The 16,324-nt window shown below is 72.4% G+C and carries 15 protein-coding genes; 3 read left to right on the plus strand and 12 right to left on the minus strand.

Features of this window, described 5'->3' with window-relative positions:
• Positions 1-63: 63 nt before the first annotated feature.
• The 12 genes from ACFYQQ_RS00795 to ACFYQQ_RS00850 form a co-directional block, all read right to left on the minus strand.
• The gene (locus ACFYQQ_RS00795; protein WP_355788963.1) at positions 64-1,674 is read right to left on the minus strand and encodes a glycoside hydrolase family 13 protein; all 1,611 of its coding nucleotides are present in this window, start codon (positions 1,672-1,674) and stop codon (positions 64-66) included.
• A gap of 39 nt (positions 1,675-1,713) precedes the next feature.
• Entirely contained in the window at positions 1,714-2,589 is an 876-nt protein-coding gene (locus tag ACFYQQ_RS00800; protein WP_355788966.1) for a carbohydrate ABC transporter permease, read from the minus strand.
• Positions 2,586-3,554 carry a sugar ABC transporter permease gene (locus tag ACFYQQ_RS00805; protein WP_355788969.1) on the minus strand — a complete coding sequence of 323 codons (969 nt, stop codon included), beginning with the start codon at positions 3,552-3,554 and terminating at the stop codon, positions 2,586-2,588. Before ACFYQQ_RS00805 ends, ACFYQQ_RS00800 begins: the two co-directional genes overlap by 4 nt.
• A gap of 8 nt (positions 3,555-3,562) precedes the next feature.
• Entirely contained in the window at positions 3,563-4,915 is a 1,353-nt protein-coding gene (locus ACFYQQ_RS00810; RefSeq protein WP_355788972.1) for an extracellular solute-binding protein, read from the minus strand.
• 694 nt (positions 4,916-5,609) lie between these two features.
• Positions 5,610-6,608, minus strand: a complete 999-nt coding sequence (locus tag ACFYQQ_RS00815; RefSeq protein WP_355787902.1) for a LacI family DNA-binding transcriptional regulator — start codon at positions 6,606-6,608, stop codon at positions 5,610-5,612.
• A gap of 147 nt (positions 6,609-6,755) precedes the next feature.
• Complete coding sequence (locus ACFYQQ_RS00820; RefSeq protein WP_355787905.1) at positions 6,756-7,478, minus strand: GntR family transcriptional regulator; 723 nt, start codon at positions 7,476-7,478, stop codon at positions 6,756-6,758.
• 291 nt (positions 7,479-7,769) lie between these two features.
• Entirely contained in the window at positions 7,770-8,771 is a 1,002-nt protein-coding gene (locus ACFYQQ_RS00825; protein ID WP_355787908.1) for a proline racemase family protein, read from the minus strand.
• Positions 8,772-8,825: 54 nt separating this feature from the next.
• Positions 8,826-9,740 (minus strand): dihydrodipicolinate synthase family protein, encoded by a 915-nt coding sequence (locus ACFYQQ_RS00830; protein WP_356237913.1) that lies wholly within the window; start codon positions 9,738-9,740, stop codon positions 8,826-8,828.
• A 77-nt stretch (positions 9,741-9,817) separates the two neighbouring features.
• Positions 9,818-11,266 (minus strand): FAD-dependent oxidoreductase, encoded by a 1,449-nt coding sequence (locus ACFYQQ_RS00835; protein WP_356237912.1) that lies wholly within the window; start codon positions 11,264-11,266, stop codon positions 9,818-9,820.
• Positions 11,259-11,558: a (2Fe-2S)-binding protein gene (locus tag ACFYQQ_RS00840; protein WP_355795876.1), complete on the minus strand. Its 300-nt coding sequence runs from the start codon at positions 11,556-11,558 to the stop codon at positions 11,259-11,261. Before ACFYQQ_RS00840 ends, ACFYQQ_RS00835 begins: the two co-directional genes overlap by 8 nt.
• Complete coding sequence (locus ACFYQQ_RS00845; protein ID WP_356237911.1) at positions 11,555-12,706, minus strand: FAD-dependent oxidoreductase; 1,152 nt, start codon at positions 12,704-12,706, stop codon at positions 11,555-11,557. Before ACFYQQ_RS00845 ends, ACFYQQ_RS00840 begins: the two co-directional genes overlap by 4 nt.
• A 258-nt stretch (positions 12,707-12,964) precedes the next feature.
• On the minus strand, positions 12,965-13,621 hold the full coding sequence (locus ACFYQQ_RS00850; protein ID WP_355792815.1) for a hypothetical protein: 657 nt from the start codon (positions 13,619-13,621) through the stop codon (positions 12,965-12,967).
• 221 nt (positions 13,622-13,842) lie between these two features.
• Between ACFYQQ_RS00850 and ACFYQQ_RS00855 the strand changes: the two genes are divergently transcribed.
• From ACFYQQ_RS00855 to ACFYQQ_RS00865, 3 genes are read left to right on the plus strand one after another with little or no spacing between them, the layout of a single operon-like run.
• Positions 13,843-14,499, plus strand: a complete 657-nt coding sequence (locus ACFYQQ_RS00855; RefSeq protein WP_355792812.1) for a helix-turn-helix transcriptional regulator — start codon at positions 13,843-13,845, stop codon at positions 14,497-14,499.
• 32 nt (positions 14,500-14,531) lie between these two features.
• Positions 14,532-15,062 carry a toxin-antitoxin system, toxin component gene (locus tag ACFYQQ_RS00860; protein ID WP_355792809.1) on the plus strand — a complete coding sequence of 177 codons (531 nt, stop codon included), beginning with the start codon at positions 14,532-14,534 and terminating at the stop codon, positions 15,060-15,062.
• A 24-nt stretch (positions 15,063-15,086) separates the two neighbouring features.
• Complete coding sequence (locus ACFYQQ_RS00865) at positions 15,087-16,289, plus strand: MAB_1171c family putative transporter (protein ID WP_356166298.1); 1,203 nt, start codon at positions 15,087-15,089, stop codon at positions 16,287-16,289.
• Positions 16,290-16,324: the final 35 nt, after the last annotated feature.

Here is a 16,324-nt window from a genome sequence, read left to right on the forward strand (position 1 = left end):
GCTGATCCCTTTCGTGGTGGGGGTGCCGGGATAGCGGGGTGGTGCGGCGGCCGGGCTGCGGTGTCAGGCGCGCAGCCAGGCCGCCGTGTCGCGGGGCAGGCGCCCTTCGGGGTCCAGGGCGTCGCTGGCGAGCAGCAGCTCGCTGTGCGGGGGGAGTCGGGCCGGCTGGTCCGAGAGGTTGACCACGCAGAGCGTGTCGTCCCCGCGGGCGAAGGCGAGGACGCCGTCGGGTGCGGGCAGCCAGGTGAGCGGGCCGTCGCCGAAGCCGGGCCGGGTGCGGCGGACGCGGAGCGCCTCGCGGTAGAGACTCAGCATGGAGTCCGGGTCCTGGGCCTGGCGGTCGGCCGCGTACGCGGGCCAGTCCGCGGGCTGCGGGAGCCAGGGCTCGCCGCCGAATCCCGCGTACGGCGCGTCGGCCTGCCAGGGCAGCGGTACCCGGCAGCCGTCGCGGCCCGGGTCGGTCCCGCCGGAGCGGTGGTGCATCGGGTCCTGGATGTGCTCCCGCGGTATCTCCGCCTCGGGCAGGCCGAGTTCCTCTCCCTGGTAGACGTAGACGGCGCCGGGCAGGGCCAGCGAGAGCAGGGCGGCGGCGCGGGCGCGCCGGCTGCCGAGGGCGAGGTCGGTGGGCGTGCCGAAGGCCTTGGCCGTGAAGTCGAAGCCGGTGTCCGCGCGGCCGTAGCGGGTCACCGTGCGGGTCACGTCGTGGTTGCACAGTACCCAGGTGGCGGGTGCGCCGACCGGGGCGTGCTCGGCGAGCGTCTCGTCGATGGAGGTGCGCAGCCGGGCCGCGTCCCAGGGGCAGGACAGGAAGGAGAAGTTGAAGGCGGTGTGCAGTTCGTCGGGGCGCAGGTAGCGGGCGAAGCGCTCGGTGTCGGGCAGCCACACCTCGCCGACGAAGATGCCGTCGTAGGCGTCGGCGACGGCCCGCCAGGAGCGGTAGATGTCGTGGAGTTCGTCGCGGTCGACGTACGGGTGGGGGCCCTGGCCCTCGACGAAGTCGGGCAGCTCCGGGTCCTTGGCGAGCAGCGCCGCGGAGTCGATGCGGACGCCGGCCACACCGCGCTCGAACCAGAAGCGCAGCACGTCCTCGTGCTCCTGCCGGACGGCCGGGTGCGCCCAGTTGAGGTCGGGCTGCTCGGGGGTGAACAGGTGGAGGTACCAGTCGCCGTCGGGCAGCCTGGTCCACACGGGTTCGGCCGAGCCCGCGAACTGCGACGGCCAGTCGTTGGGCGGGAGTTCGCCGTGCTCGCCGCGTCCGGGCCGGAAGTGGAACAGCTCCCGCTCCGGGCTGCCGGGGCCCGCCGCGAGGGCGGCGCGGAACCAGGGGTGCTGGTCGGAGACGTGGTTGGGCACGATGTCGACGAGGGTGCGGATGCCCAGTTCGCGTGCCTCGGCGATGAGTTTCTCCGCCTCGGCGAGGGTGCCGAAGGCGGGGTCGATGACCCGGTAGTCGGCGACGTCGTAGCCGCCGTCGGCCAGGGGTGACAGGTACCAGGGGTTGAACCACAGGGCGTCCACGCCGAGTTCCGCGAGGTACGGGAGTCTGGCGCGGACGCCCGCGAGGTCGCCGGTGCCGTCGCCGTCGCCGTCCGCGAAGCTGCGGACGTACACCTGGTAGATGACGGCGGAGCGCCACCACTCGTCCTGCGTGCGGGCAGGGGAAGGCTGTCCCACTGTGCCTACCTTTCTGTGAAGCCGTTCAGGGGGGTGGCGTCAGCCCTTGGTGCTGCCCGCGCTGATACCGGCGATGATGTGCCGCTGGAATACCAGGAACATCAGGACCATGGGGATGCTGGCGATCACCATGGAGGCGATGAGCACGGTCAGCGGGATGTTCTGCGACAGCTGGACGAGGGCCACGCTGATGGGCTGCTTGTCGGTGTCGGAGAAGACCATCAGCGGCCAGAGGAAGTCCTGCCAGACCGCCACGAGCGCGAAGATCGACACGACTCCCAGCACCGGCCGGGACATGGGCAGCACGATCGACCACAGGGTGCGCAGCCGGCCGGCGCCGTCGATCTCGGCGGCCTCCAGGACGTCGCGCGGGATCTGGTCGAAGAAGCGCTTGAGGAGGTAGAGGTTGAAGGCGTTGGCCACGGCGGGCAGCCAGATGCCGAGCGGGTCGTTGAGCAGGCTGGTGTGGATCAGCGGCAGGTCGGCGACCGTGAGGTACTTCGGTACGACCAGGGCCTGGGCCGGGACCATCAGGGTGGCCAGCATGCCGCCGAGGATCACGTTGCCGAACGCCGGCTTCAGTTTGGACAGCGCGTAGGCGGCGGCCGTGCAGAACACGAGTTGCAGGATCCAGGCGCCGGTGGCCTGGACGACCGTGTTCCACAGGTGTGTGGGCAGGTCCATCAGGTCCCAGGCGTCGGTGTAGCCGCTCAGGCTCCAGTGCTCGGGCACGAGGGTGGGCGGGGTGCGCACCACCTCGTCCGGCGACTTCATCGCGCCGGAGACCATCCAGTAGACGGGGAAGAGGAAGGCGAGCGCGAACAGCAGGACCACGCCGGTGAAGACGGTCCAGTAGACGGCCCGGCCGCGGGGGCGGGCGAGGGTGAGGGGCGAGACCAGTGTGCGGGTGCTCATGAGTCGTCGCCTCCCGAGCGGGTCAGCCTCAGGTACCCGGCGGAGAACACGCTGAGCAGCACGAGCAGCATGACGCTGAGCGCGCAGGCGCCGCCGAAGTCGTTGTAGAGGAACGCGTACTTGTAGATCAGGTACAGCACGGTGACGGTGGCGTTCTCGGGGCCGCCGCCCGTGATCACGAAGGGTTCGGTGAAGACCTGCATCGTGGCGATGATCTGAAGCAGCATCAGCATGAGGATGATGAAGCGGGTCTGCGGGATCGTCACGTGCCGAATGCGCTGGAGCAGGCTCGCGCCGTCCAGTTCGGCGGCCTCGTACAGCTCTCCCGGGATGCCCTGGAGCGCGGCCAGGTAGATCAGGACGGTGCCGCCCATGTTGGCCCAGGTGGCGACGATCACGAGGGAGACGAGCGCGGTGTCGGCGCCGTTGGACCAGTTCGAGGTCGGCAGGTGCAGGAAGCGCAGCGCCTCGTTGGCGAGGCCCGCTCCGGGATCGTAGAACCACTTCCACAGCAGCGCGCTGACCACCGGCGGGATCATCACCGGCAGGTAGACGACGACTCTGAAGAAGGCCTTGGCGTGCCGGAGTTCGTTCAGGACGAGTGCCATCACGAAGGGGACGGCGAAGCCGACGAGGAGGGCGAGCAGGGTGAAGGTGAGGGTGTTGCGCCAGGCGGCCGAGAACTCGGGGTCGTGGAAAACCCGGGTGAAGTTGGCGGTGCCGACCCACTCCGCGCCTGTTCCCGGCGTGTACTTCTGGAAGGCGATCACGACGGCGCGGATCGCCGGGTACCAGGAGAACAGCGCGAAGCAGAGCAGCCCGCCGATCAGGAAGGCGTACGCGCGCGACTGGTCGGCCAGGCGCCGGCGCCACGGACTCCCCGTCCGGCGCCCGGCCGGCCGCGCCACCTCCGGCACGCCGAGGGCGGCCGGAGGTGAGACGGGGGGCTTCGATGCGGTCTTCATGAACGGTGTCAGCCTCGGGCCAGAATGGAGTCGATCTTGCCGGAGGCGTCCTTCAGCAGCTTGTCGACGTCGGCGTCCTTCTTGGTGAGCACCGCGGAGACGGCGCCGTCCAGGACGGAGTAGATCTGCTGGGCCTGCGGCGGCTCGATCTTCATCTCCAGGCTCTGGTTGCCGTCGAGGAAGGCCTGGTAGTTCTCCACCGGCACGTTGGCGTTGGCCTTCTTGACCTCCTGGTCCTTGGCGTCGGCGGCGCCGGTGAACAGCCGCGGCTCGGGCAGGCCGACCGGGGCGTCGTTCTTCTTGGCGCGGGCGTAGTCGCCGAGGAAGCCGTCTCCGGGCGTCAGGAACATGTGGTCGAGCCACTTGAGGCCGGCCTTGATCTGCGCCGGGGTGTCCTTCTTGTTGAACATGTAGCCGTCGCCACCGATGAGCGTGCCCTTGCCGCCGGGCATCGGGGCGAGCGCCAGGTCCTTGTAGTTGCCGCCCTTCTCCTTCACCAGGATCGGGATGTTGTCCGGCGCGGAGAGGTACATGCCGAGCTTGCCCGAACCCATCAGCTGCTGCACGTCGTTGATGACGAGGAGCTGCTTGCTGCCCATCGAGTTGTCGGACCAGCGCATGTCCTTGAGGTTCTGCAGGACGGCCTTGCCCTCGGGGGTGTCGACGGTGGCCTTCTTGCCGTCCTCGCTGACCACGTTCCCGCCCTGGGAGTACATCTCGGCGGTGAAGTGCCAGCCGCCCTGGTTCTGGGCGCTGTAGTCGGCGTAGCCCACGGTGCCGTCGCCGAGCCCGGCTATCTTCTTGGCGGCGGCGCGCAGCTCCTCCCAGGTCGCCGGGGGCTTGTCGGGGTCGAGGCCCGCCTTCTCGAAGAGCTTCCTGTTGTAGATGAGGCCCATCGAGTAGCCGGTGCGCGGGATGCCGTAGACCTTGCCGTCGACGGTGTAGATGTCGCGCAGCTGCTGCTGGATGGTGTCGTAGCTCTTGAGGTCCTTCACGTACGGCGTCAGGTCGGCGGCCTGGTTGATGTCGACGACGTGCCGGGCGTCGGTGAAGTACGTGTAGAAGACGTCCTCCATCTGACCGCCGGCGAGCTTGGCGTCGAAGGTCTTGGGGTCCTGGCACGGGAAGGCGTCGTGGGCGACGACGTCGATGTCCGGGTTCTGCTTCTCGAAGGCCTTGATGTCGGCCTCGAAGAACGAGCGGTCGACCTTGGCGCTCTTGGGCGGCATGCAGTTGACGGTGATGCGGGTCTTGCCGCCCGCGGCGTTGTCGTCGTCGGAACCGCAGGCGCTCACGGCGGTGAGCGTGAGGGCCGAGGCCACGAGTGCGGTACAGGTACGGCGGAACCCGGTGCTTCTCATCGGTGGACCCCTTTGGGCAGGCGCGTGGAAGGCCCACGGCGGCACACCGGGCGGTGTGCGGCCGTGTCTGGCGCCGCAAACTCAAGCACCACCGACATCGGTCCGCAATATCTCGCGCAGAATCCGTAATTATTTGACAGCGACGTGGATCTCCACGGCGTTCCGCTTGCACGTAGGACGCCCAGGCCGGTACGGCGTTTGCGCGGCGCGCGCACCCGCGCTGCCGGGCGCCGCAAAGCGCCACGGCTGCGGGCGCGGCCGTGGGCGCGGGACACCGGCCGACTCGTGGGCGGGCCGGCATGCGCGCACCGCGACGGTGGTGGTGTGCGGCCGCGAGTGCCGACTCCGGTCGCGGTCGGCTGCGCGACCGGCCTGCGGATCGGCCCGTCAGCCGCGGGGCGGCCACACGGCGGACCCCGGTCACTCCCTGGAAAGCGGGACGTAGGCCCCGGCCACTCCCAAAGAAGCCGACGCCGGCCTCCCGGCCACTCCCGAGGAAGCCGGACGCCGGCCTCCCCGCCACTCCTTGGGCAGCCGCGTGCCGGCCTCCAGGTGTGCGCGGAGACCCCCATCGACTGTCATTAGCCCACGAGTCGGCCGCACGGCGGGGCGTCGTGTCCGTCGCGAGCGGGGCACACGTGGGCCTGCGCGGGCCTCGCGGGTCAGCCTCACGCTCGGCCCGCGTGTCTCCCCGTCAGTCGCGCGGCGGCTGCGCGGTCGAGCCGCGGACCACCAACTCCGGTTCGAACAGCAGCTCTTCGGCGGGGACGGAACTGCCGCCGATCTGGGCGTTCAGCAGCTCTACGGCCGCCCGTCCCATGGCCTCGATGGGCTGGCGCACGGTGGTCAGCGGCGGCTCCGTGCAGTTCATGAACGCGGAGTCGTCGTAGCCGACCACGGAGACCTGCGAGGGGACGGCGAGTCCCTTGCGGCGCGCCGCCCGCACGGCTCCCAGCGCGAGCGGGTCGCTGGCGCAGATGATGCCGGTGACCCCGCGGTCCAGCAGCCTCGCGGCCGCCGCCTGTCCGCCCTCCAGGGAGAACATGGCGCGGGCGATGTGCTCGTCGGGCAGGTCGGCGCCGAACGCCCGGGCCGCCGCCAGCTTGCGCTGCGAGGGCATGTGGTCGGCGGGGCCCAGCACCAGGCCGATCCGCTCGTGCCCCAGTGAGGCCAGGTGGCGCCAGGCCTGTTCGGTGGCGACGGCGTCGTCGCAGGAGACGCCGGGGAAACCGAGGTGCTCGATGGAGGCGTTGACCAGGACGACGGGGATCTTGCGGTCCGCGAGCCGCCGGTAGTGGTCGTGCGGCGCGTCCGCCTGCGCGTAGAGACCGCCCGCGAAGACCACGCCGGACACCTGTTGCTGGAGCAGCAACTCGACGTAGTCGGCCTCGGAGACGCCGCCCTTGGTCTGCGTGCACAGCACCGGGGTAAGGCCGAGCTGCGCGAGTGCCCCGCCGATGACCTCGGCGAAGGCCGGGAAGATCGGGTTCTGGAGTTCGGGCAGGACGAGGCCCACCAGTCGCGCCCGTTCCCCGCGCAGCTGCGTGGGCCTCTCGTAGCCGAGCACGTCGAGCGCGGAGAGCACCGCCTGCCGGGTGGCGTCGGAGACACCCGGCTTGCCGTTGAGCACCCGGCTGACCGTCGCCTCGCTGACCCCGACCTTCTTCGCCACCTGAGCAAGTCGTCGCGTCATGCGCGCAAGAATAGCGCAAGTTATGCAAACAACTTGCGTTACTCGGCGAAGTCGTCGCGGCCCGGCCGCGATGCCGGTCCCGCCCCGTCGGACGGCTTGCGTCGGGCCGGCAGGGACGCCGGTCCGGCACCGCTCACGAGCGGGCGGTCACCGGCGGGAGGGCCGCGCGCCCGCCTCGGCTCCGGGCTCGGCCCACAGCCCCCGTACGTGTCCGAGGTGACGGGTCATCACCGCGCGGACGGCCGTCTCGTCGCGGGCGAGGAGCGCGTCGAGCAGTTCCAGGTGCTCCTGGGCCGACTCCTCCAGCCGGCCCGCCTCGACGAGGGCGTGGAGTCCGTAGAGCCGGGAGCGCTTGCGCAGGTCGCCGACGACCTCGACCAGATGCGCGTTCCCGGCCAGGGCGAGCAGGCCCAGATGGAAGCGGATGTCCGCCTCGACGTACGCGATGAGGTCGCCGGCCCGCGCCGCAGTCACGATCTCGCGGGCGGCCGGACGCAGCGCCTCCAGCGAGACGGCGTCCGCCGTGCCGGCCAGCTCCACCACGGTCGGGATCTCGATCAGCGAACGGATGTGGGTGTACTCGTCCAGCTGCCGCTCGGACACGGCGGTGACCCGGAAGCCCTTGTTCGGCACCGTGTCGACCAGCCCTTCCTTGGCCAGGTCGAGCATGGCCTCACGGACCGGGGTCGCCGAGACGCCGAAGCGGGCGGCGAGCGTCGGCGCGGAGTAGACCTCGCCCGCCCGCAGTTCTCCGGCGATCAGCGCGGCCCGCAGCGCGTCGGCCACCCGCTCGCGGTAGCTGCTCTTCTTCCCGCCGAGCGTCGGCAGGGCGGGAGCGGCAGAGGGAGCGCTGCTGCGCTGGGCGGCCATGGAAGGTCTCCTCGTACTGACGGGCTCGGTGCGCTGCCACGTGGGGTGCGGCCACGCGCGGTGCGAGGCCGCGTTCGCGGCGGGTCTCGTGCCGTGTGCGGCCACGTGCGGTGCGCTGCCACACGGGGTGCAATGTCACGTGCCACCAGTATCCACGGCCCCGGACCCGCTCCGGAACCGCCGGAGCCGCGACGCGACTCACCCCGGCCCGTGCACGGCTCCTCCCCCGTTCCGCCGGCCGCGGCAGGACCGCCGAACGCCGCGCACCCGGCCACCGACGACGGCCCGCCGCTACAGGACGAAGCCGGCCGGGAACGGGTCCGAGGGGTCGAGCAGGTACTGCGCGGTGCCGGTCACCCAGGCGCGGCCCGTGAAGCTCGGCAGCACGGCCGGGATCCCGGCGACCTCGGTGGTGCCGAGCAGCCGTCCCGTGAACCGTGTCCCGATGAACGACTCGTTCACGAACTCGGTGTGGAGCGGGAGTTCACCGCGCGTGTGCAGCTGGGCCATCCGCGCGCTGGTGCCCGTGCCACAGGGCGAGCGGTCGAACCAGCCGGGGTGGATCACCATGGCGTGCCGGGAGCTGCGGGCGGTGGCGTCCGGCGCGTACAGGTGGACGTGGTGGCAGCCGCGGATCGACGGGTCCTCGGGGTGCACCGGCTCCCCCTCGGCGTTGATCGCCTCCATGAGGGACAGTCCGGCCGCGACGATGTCGTCCTTGCGGGCCCGGTCGAAGGGCAGGCCGAGCTCCGCCAACGGGAGGATGGCGTAGAAGTTGCCGCCGTAGGCGAGGTCGTACGTCACCGTTCTCCCGTCGGGGAGCGTGACGGTGCGGTCCAGGCCGACGGTGAAGGAGGGCACGTTCCGCAGGGTCACCGACCTCGCGGCGCCGTCCTCGACCGCGACCTCGGCGACGACTACTCCGGCGGGGGTGTCGAGCCGGATGGTGGTGACGGGTTCGACGACCTCGACCATGCCCGTCTCCACGAGCACGGTCGCGACGCCGATCGTGCCGTGCCCGCACATCGGGAGGTAGCCGGAGACCTCGATGTAGACGACCCCGTAGTCGCAGTCGGGGCGCGTCGGCGGCTGGAGGACGGCCCCGCTCATCGCCGCGTGACCGCGCGGTTCGTTCATCAACAGCTGTCTGATGTCGTCCCGGTGCTCCCGGAAGTACAGCCGGCGCTCGTTCATGGTGGCGCCGGGGAGGGTGCCGATCCCGCCGGTGATCACGCGGGTGGGCATGCCCTCGGTGTGCGAGTCGACGGCGTGCAGGACGAGTGTGCTGCGCATGGGACTCCTGACGGTCGGCGAAACTGCGGGAAACACGGTGGTGGTGACGGTGCGTCAGGCCAGGCCGGCCGCCACGGCCTCCTCGGTGGCGGTGCGCACCGCGGCCTCCTGCTCGGGCAGCAGCGGTACGCGCGGTGGCCGGACCGGACCGCCGTGGCGCCCGACGACGTCCATCGACAGTTTGATCGCCTGCACGAACTCGACCCGGGAGTCCCAGCGCAGCAGCGGATGCAGTCGCCGGTAGAGCCGGCCCGCCGTGTCGAGGTCACCGGCGAGGGCGGCGCGGTACAGCCGCACGCTCGCGGCGGGCAGTGCGTTCGGGTAACCCGCCACCCAGCCCTTCGCGCCGGCCACGGCGAGCTCCAGCAGGACGTCGTCGGCGCCGGCCAACAGGTCCAGTTCCGGTGCGAGTTCGGCGATCCGGTAGGCCCGCCGCACGTCGCCCGAGAACTCCTTGACGGCGTGGACGAACCCCTCGGCGTGCAGCTTCGCCAGCAGTTCGGGCACCAGGTCGACCTTGGTGTCGACGGGGTTGTTGTACGCGACGACCGGGACGCCCGCCTCGGCGACCGCCGCGTAGTGGGCGAGGACGGAACGCTCGTCGGCACGATAGGCGTTCGGGGGCAGCAGCATCACCGCCCGGCAGCCCGCGTCACGCGCCTGCTCGGCCCAGCGGCGGGCCTCGGCGGAGCCGTACGCGGCGACGCCCGGCATCACCCGGGAGCCGCCCACGGCGGCGACGGCCGTCTCCACGACCTTGGCGCGCTCCTCGGGCGTGAGGACCTGGTACTCACCGAGCGAGCCGTTGGGCACGACGCCGTCGCAGCCGTTCTCCACGAGCCAGGCGCAGTGCTCGGCGTACGCGTCGTAATCGACGGACAGATCGTCGTGCAGCGGGAGTGCGGTGGCGACGAGGACGCCGCGCCAGGGCCGGTCCCCGGTGGAGGTGGTGGCGGTCGCGGTGGTCATGGCAGCCCCTCTCGATACGGTGTGACATTTCACTGGCGGACGCGGGCGGCCTCCGTACGGCCGCCGTCTCCGGAAGGTCAGGTCGGGTCCGGGCCGGCCTCCCCCGGTTCCCCGGCACGGGCGAGGACGCCGAGTGGCACGGGCCGGGCGAACGACGCGCGGGACGGCGTGAGTTCGCAGCCGGCGAGGCCCGCCACCGCCGGACCGCACATCCGGCCCTGGCACCAGCCCATCCCGGCGCGGGTGAGGAGCTTGACGGTCCGGACGTCGCCGGCGCCGAGCCCGTCGACCGCTTCCCGGATCGCGCCGCCGGTGACCTCCTCGCAGCGGCAGACGACCGTGTCGTCCGTGACGAGGTCCGGCCAGTGCGCGGGCGGCGCGCAGACGGAGTCGAGCGCGGTGAAGAACTCCCGTTGTGCGGTACGGGACTTGGCGGCCGCCCGCCACAGTCGCGGATCGGGTTCGCGTCCGGTGAGGCGGGCGGCGGCGGAGCGTCCGGCGATGTGGCCCTCGGCCAGCGCGAGTGCCGCGCCGCCGATTCCGGTGCTCTCCCCCGCCGCCCAGACGCCGGGCACGTCCGTGCGCTGCTCGTCGTCCACATGGACCCGCGTGGCGTCGCAGCGGCAGCCGAGCGCCTCGGCCAGGTCGGTGTGCGGGAGCATGCCGTGCCCGACGGCGAGGGTGTCGCACAGGATGCGCCGTCCGCTGCCGGGCCGTACACGGCCGTCGGCGTCGAGGGCCGCGACCGTCACCGCGGCGAGCCGGTCGGCGCCGTGCGCCTCGACGACGGTGTGCCGGGTGAGCAGGGGCGTGCGGTGCCGCAGCAGCCGAACGGCGTGCCCGGCGCCCTCGGCGAGCTTGGCCGGGTGCGCGGCGAACGCGCGTGCCCGCCGGGCGAACGCGCCGGGACCGGCGGACTCGACGAGCGCGGCGACACCGACCCCCGCCGCGGCGAGCCCGGTGGCCACGGGCAGCAGCAGCGGGCCGGTACCGGCGACCACGGCGGTCCTGCCCGGCACCACGAGAGCGCCCTTGAGCATGGCCTGCGCCCCGCCCGCGGTCACCACACCGGGCAGTGTCCAGCCCGGGAACGGCAGCACCCTCTCGTACCCGCCGGTGGCGAGCAGGACGGCGTCGGCGCGCACGGCAACGGACTCCTCCTGGCCTGGGCCGAGCAGGGCGTGGACGCGGAAGGACCGCGGGCGGCGCACACCGGGCCTCCCCGTCCCGCCGGGCACGGCCCGCTCGACCAGCCATACGTGGTGGTCCCGCAGGAACGTGATCGCGCCCGTCCTCTGGTACGCGGCGAGTCCCCGCGCCAGTCTCCGCCAGGTGCGCCGGTGCTGCCGCGGTGCCCCGGAGCGGTGCGCTTCCAGGCCCGGCTCCGGCCGGCGGAAGAACTGGCCGCCCGCCTCCCGCGCCGAGTCCACGAGGGTCACGTCGACGCCGTGCGCCGCCGCGGCGAGCGCGGCGGCCAGACCGGCCGGACCCGCGCCGATCACCGCGAGCCGCGGTCGCTCAGTCATCGTGGCCCGTCCCTTCCTGGGTGCGGATGCTGTCGCCCGGCCGGACCGGCAGGAGACACGCGCGTTGGTTGGGGCGGCCGTTGACGGTCACCAGGCAGTCGAAGCAGACGCCGATGCCGCAGAAGACACCGCGCGGCCGGCCGCGCCCGCGGGTGCCGCGCCAGGAGGTGACGCCCGCGTTCCACAAGGCGGCGGCGACCGTCTGGCCGGGCCGCGCCTCGATCCCGCGGCCGTCCAGGTCGACGGTGAACGGGGGTCCGGGCCGGGCCTCGGCCGGGTCCACGGGATTCACGCGGCCTCCTCGGGAAAGCGGTCGGGCCGGAAGGGATCCAGACGCGGTCCGGGTGCCTCTCCGGTGAGGACCCGGGCGATCAACTGCCCGGTGCCGGTGGCCAGTCCGATGCCCGCGCCCTCGTGCCCGCAGGCGTGCAGGAGACCGGGAACGCGGGCGTCGGGGCCGATCGCGGGCAGGTGGTCGGGCAGGTACGGGCGGAAGCCCTGGTAGGCGCGCAGGGCCCGTACGTCCGACAGGAAGGGGAAGAGCCGGACGGCGCCCGCGGCGAGGGCGCGTACGGCCGGGAGCGAGAAGGAGCGGTCGAAGCCGACGCGTTCACGGCTCGCGCCGATGAGGACGGGTCCGGCGGCCGTACCCTCGACGACCGGTGAGGTCCGCAGTCCGGCCGTGTCGCTGGCCACGTCGGCGACGTAGTCCGCCGCGTACACCTTGTGCCGGACGCGGCGCGGCAGCGGCTCGGTCACCAGGACGAAGCCGCGCCGGGGCAGGACGGGCAGGGTGACGCCCGCCAGCGCTGCCACGTCGGCGCCCCAGGTCCCGGCGGCGTTCACCACCGCCGGCGCGTGGATGTCACCGTGGTCGGTGCGTACGCCCCGCACGGCGCCGTCCGGCGTGCGGAGCACCCCGGTCACGGTGTGCCCGGTGCGGAGCCGGGCCCCCGACGCCCGCAGCAGGTGTGCGGCGGCCAGGGCTGGCATCACCTGGGCGTCCCCGGGGTAGTGCACACCGCCCGCCATGCCTGGCGCCAAGTACGGTTCCAGCGACGGGAGTTCGTCCTCACCGACGGGAGCGGCGGTGACGCCGGCGGCTCGCTGGGCCGCCGCGAAGGCGTGCAGGGCGCTCAGCGCCTCGGGGGTACCGGCGACGACCAGGCCGCCCTTGGCCTCGTACTCGATCGCCGGTCCCAGCTCGTCGGCCAGCTCGGCCCACAAACGCCGGGACAGCAGGGCGAGTTCGAGTTCCGGGCCCGGTTCCTTGTCGGAGACGAGCAGGTTGCCCTCGCCCGCGCCGGTGGTGCCGCCGCCGACCGGACCCCGGTCCACCACGACGACGTCCAGCCCGGCCCGCGCGGCGTAGAGGGCGCAGGCGGCACCGACCATTCCGGCCCCGACGACCACGACATCGCAGGTCAGTCGCTCACTCACGCCAGTACTATGTCACATGGCGCACTCGCGCGGAATGGGGCGTGCGGACGCCGGATTCAACGGGCGTGACCACGACAGGCACCGTGGCGCGACCGGGGAAGCGGTGCCGGGGCACGGCACGTCCGCGTTTCGATCCGACTGGGCGCAGGACTACGAGCCGGGCACCCCGGCGGCCCGGCCGAGCACGAAGCGGCCGATGTCACGGCCACCCCAGTTACCGGGGAACCGGTACGCCTCGCCCGGCGGGGACGGGTGCCGCTAGACGACCCGCAGGTGTGCGGCTCCGTGGCGGGCCTGGCGGGTCCTGCGCGGGGCCACCGGCGGGCGGCGCGTCTCGCGCAGGACGAGGGTCATACGCGTGTAGCCCATGTCCTGAAGGGTCTTGGGGGTCTCGCCGATGATCCGGCAGTCCGTACGGCCCCAGCGCGGGTCGGGGTGCACGAGCGGACGCACGGCACCGTCCTGCTCCACGCCCTCCGGGCCCACCGCGCGGATCCAGTGCGGCAGCCCCTGCCGGTAGGCGGCCTCCATGATGGGGTCCTGGGCGATGTCCCTGCGGATCGACTGGAGACCGCGGTCCTGCCCGTGCTGCTCCACGGCGGACGCGAAGTGCGCCAGCATCGGCAGGCACCAGCTCGACTCGTGCTCGCCGAGCACCGCGCCCGCGTCGGGGTGGAACAGGACGAACCGCAGGAAGTTGTCACCCGGCATGGCCGTCGGATGCGGGCCGACCTCGTTGAAAAGTGTCTCGAACGCGGCGTTGGACAGGACGACGTCCCACCGGTGGTCGAACACGACCGACGGGAAGGGGAGCGCCTCGAGCAGCGTCGCGTAGTCCTGGAGATACGCCTGAGCCTCGAGACTCTCGGGGACGGGCCGCGGCTGTGACCGCTGCCCTCCTGCCTGGTACGCCATCGGGAGGTCACCCCTCTTGCCTATGCGGCCTTCACGCGGCGCCCTGATCCTGCTGCCCGGAGCGGAGTCGTGTCAACTATCGTGGCATTTGGCGCCTGTTGACGGCTGAATCTCGCCACAGTTGTGGCGAGACCTGGATGCGGGTTCGAACAAGCGGCTACTCTCCGGTTGGTTCCTGAGTATCTTGTGAACGACCTGAGAGAGACGTAGGAGATCTGTCGGTGACGGATGGCTTCGAGGTTCCGGGCGCCACGGCGACGGTTCTGCTGCCGGCCGTCGTGGCCAGGGTCACCGCACTCGCCGACCGGCTCGGGGTGCCGCACGGCGAGATCTTCGACGTGCGCCGTCTGTCGGCCGAGTCCGGCGTCTCCGAACCGGTGGTCAAGGCGCTGCTGAGCGGCCGGCCCGCCGGGGAGCCCGATCTGCAGACGCGTTTCCTCCAGCGCTTCGACCTGCTGCGCCGCACCCGCCTCAAGCCCAACGGACGCAAGTACACCCAGCAGGAGATCGCCGACGGCGCCGGGATGTCGCGCCAGCAGGCGGGAGCCCTGATCAACGGCGACCGGCGCCCCACCATGGAGCACTGCGACGCGATCCAGCGCTTCTTCCGCGTGCACGCCGGCTTCCTGACGGCCGAGGACCCCGAGGCGCTCGCGAGCGCCCTGCAGCGCTGTGAGCAGGAACTCCTCCAGCAGTTGGCCGATCGGGAGCGCGCGGCGGCCCTCGCGGCCCACGACCCGCTGGAGCGTCTGCTGCAGGACCACGGCGTCCGCGGGATCGCCTGGCGGGCCGCACAACTGCCCACGGACCAGCACCGGGACAAGGTCGCGGAATGGCTGGACATGCTCCTGGAAAGCGTCAAGCGGCCCGAGTCGTGATCCGGGGGACGAGAGTGGGCATTGGCAGGGAGATGCGCCGCCTGTGCGGCGAGCTGGTCGCGGAACTCTCGCTCCCGGCCCCGGCGGAGCCCGCCGATCTGTACGCCGCCCTGTGCGACGCGATGAGCCGGCGCCGCGGCCGGCCCGTCCAGTACCGCACGGCCGCCTTCCCGCCCGGCACCGCCAGCGGACTGTGGCTCGACATGGCCGACCAGGACCTCGTCGTCATCGAGCAACGCACGGCACCCGACCACCAGTTGGTCATCCTCGGACACGAGCTGTGGCACATGAAGGCCGGGCACTGCAGTCACCACGTCGAGGGTGCCGCCGTCGCCGCCCGGCTGCTCTCGGACGACGCGGACCTCCAGGACACGGTGCTCAAGGTGGCCGCCCGCACGCGGTTCGACCTCGGCGACGAGAAGGACGCCGAGAGCTTCGGCCTGCTGCTCGCCAGCAAGTGCCGCCGCTGGCTGGCCGGTTCGTCCCTGCGCGGCCCAGTGCGGCGCGACGACCTGGCGGGCCGGATCGAAGCCTCGCTCGGCTATCGCGGGCCACAGGGCTGACCGCGCCGGAAGCCGCCGACGACCATGGACGGAACCAGCTACTACATCCCGGCCGTCGCCATGGGCATCGCCCTCGCCGTGAAGGCGCCCGCGCTGCTGCGGGGCTGGCGCGACCCGCTGCTGCGGTCGGTGGGCGTGCTCCTCGCCCTGGCCTCCCTGGTCTTCCTCTTCGCCGCGCCGCCGACCATCGCCGAGGTCAACGAGATCACCGGCGTGCCGAACATCTCGGCGCCGCTCGTCTACTGCCTGCTGAGCGCGTTCAGCGCCTCCTGCCTCGTGCTGATCGTCAACTGGCGTGGCGGGCCCGCCGAAGCGACCCGCCGTGTCTCCCGGCGCTGGACCGGCGGCTACACGGTGGTGAGCGTCGCCCTCGTCGTCCTGTTCGCGCTCGGGGACACCCCCGAGGAGCGGCTGCGGGACTTCGACACCCACTACGCGAACACGCCCTTCGCCCGCGAGATGATCGTGCTCTACCTGGTGGCGCTGACCGTCGCGGGCGTCGCGATGAACGTCATGTGCTGGCGCTGGGCGCTCCAGGTGCACGGCTGGCTGCGGGCCGGACTGCTCACGATCGCCGCCGGGTTCCTGTGCAACGTGCCGTACGCGGCCGCCAAGCTGACCGCCGTGATCGCCCGCTGGAACGGCGGCGACCTGGACTCCCTGAGCACGTACGTGGCCCCGGTGCTGGCCTCCTTCGGGGCGCAGCTGAGCGCGGTCGGCTTCTGCCTGCCGCTGGCCGGACGGCGCGTCGGGGACATGTGGAGCACCTGGTCGACGTACCGGCGGCTCGGGCCGCTGTGGCGCGAGCTGAACTCGGTGGCGGCGCACGGGGACCGCTCGGTGCGGATCGCCTGGTGGTCCCCCGCCGAACTCCAGGTCACGCAGCGGGAGTCGGACATCCACGACGGCATGCTCGGGCTGTACCCCTACTTCGACCCCGAGGTGCGTTCCTCCGCCTACGCGGCTGCCCTGGCGGCGGGCGCGGAGCCCGCGCAGGCGCGGGCCGAGGCCGACGCGGCGATGGTGACGGCGGCCGTCCGGGCCCGGGCGGCCGACCCCGAGGGCAGGGTGATCAGCTCGGCCGCGGCCTCTGACGGCGAGCCGACGGCCGCGGGGACCGAGGGTCCCCGCGACCTGGTGCGGATGTCCGTCGCGCTGCGCCGCTCCCCCGTCGTCGCGGCCGCCCGGGAGCGGGCCGCGGCGAGACGGGAGCCGGACACGGCCTAGCAGGACTCCCGGTTCGTGCGGAACCGGCGACGGGG

Source organism: Streptomyces sp. NPDC005496, assembly GCF_042872045.1.
In the GTDB taxonomy this organism is placed as follows: Bacteria; Actinomycetota; Actinomycetes; order Streptomycetales; family Streptomycetaceae; genus Streptomyces.

Bases quoted from the DNA above. Each gene is read 5' to 3' on its own strand.
- ACFYQQ_RS00825 (WP_355787908.1), bottom strand. From the start codon at position 8,771: ATGCGCAGCACACTCGTCCTGCACGCCGTCGACTCGCACACCGAGGGC.
- ACFYQQ_RS00800 (WP_355788966.1), bottom strand. From the start codon at position 2,589: ATGAGCACCCGCACACTGGTCTCGCCCCTCACCCTCGCCCGCCCCCGC.
- ACFYQQ_RS00820 (WP_355787905.1), bottom strand. From the start codon at position 7,478: ATGGCCGCCCAGCGCAGCAGCGCTCCCTCTGCCGCTCCCGCCCTGCCG.
- ACFYQQ_RS00835 (WP_356237912.1), bottom strand. From the start codon at position 11,266: ATGACTGAGCGACCGCGGCTCGCGGTGATCGGCGCGGGTCCGGCCGGT.
- ACFYQQ_RS00865 (WP_356166298.1), top strand. From the start codon at position 15,087: ATGGACGGAACCAGCTACTACATCCCGGCCGTCGCCATGGGCATCGCC.
- ACFYQQ_RS00805 (WP_355788969.1), bottom strand. From the start codon at position 3,554: ATGAAGACCGCATCGAAGCCCCCCGTCTCACCTCCGGCCGCCCTCGGC.
- ACFYQQ_RS00850 (WP_355792815.1), bottom strand. From the start codon at position 13,621: ATGGCGTACCAGGCAGGAGGGCAGCGGTCACAGCCGCGGCCCGTCCCC.
- ACFYQQ_RS00810 (WP_355788972.1), bottom strand. From the start codon at position 4,915: ATGAGAAGCACCGGGTTCCGCCGTACCTGTACCGCACTCGTGGCCTCG.
- ACFYQQ_RS00830 (WP_356237913.1), bottom strand. From the start codon at position 9,740: ATGACCACCGCGACCGCCACCACCTCCACCGGGGACCGGCCCTGGCGC.
- ACFYQQ_RS00860 (WP_355792809.1), top strand. From the start codon at position 14,532: ATGCGCCGCCTGTGCGGCGAGCTGGTCGCGGAACTCTCGCTCCCGGCC.
- ACFYQQ_RS00815 (WP_355787902.1), bottom strand. From the start codon at position 6,608: ATGACGCGACGACTTGCTCAGGTGGCGAAGAAGGTCGGGGTCAGCGAG.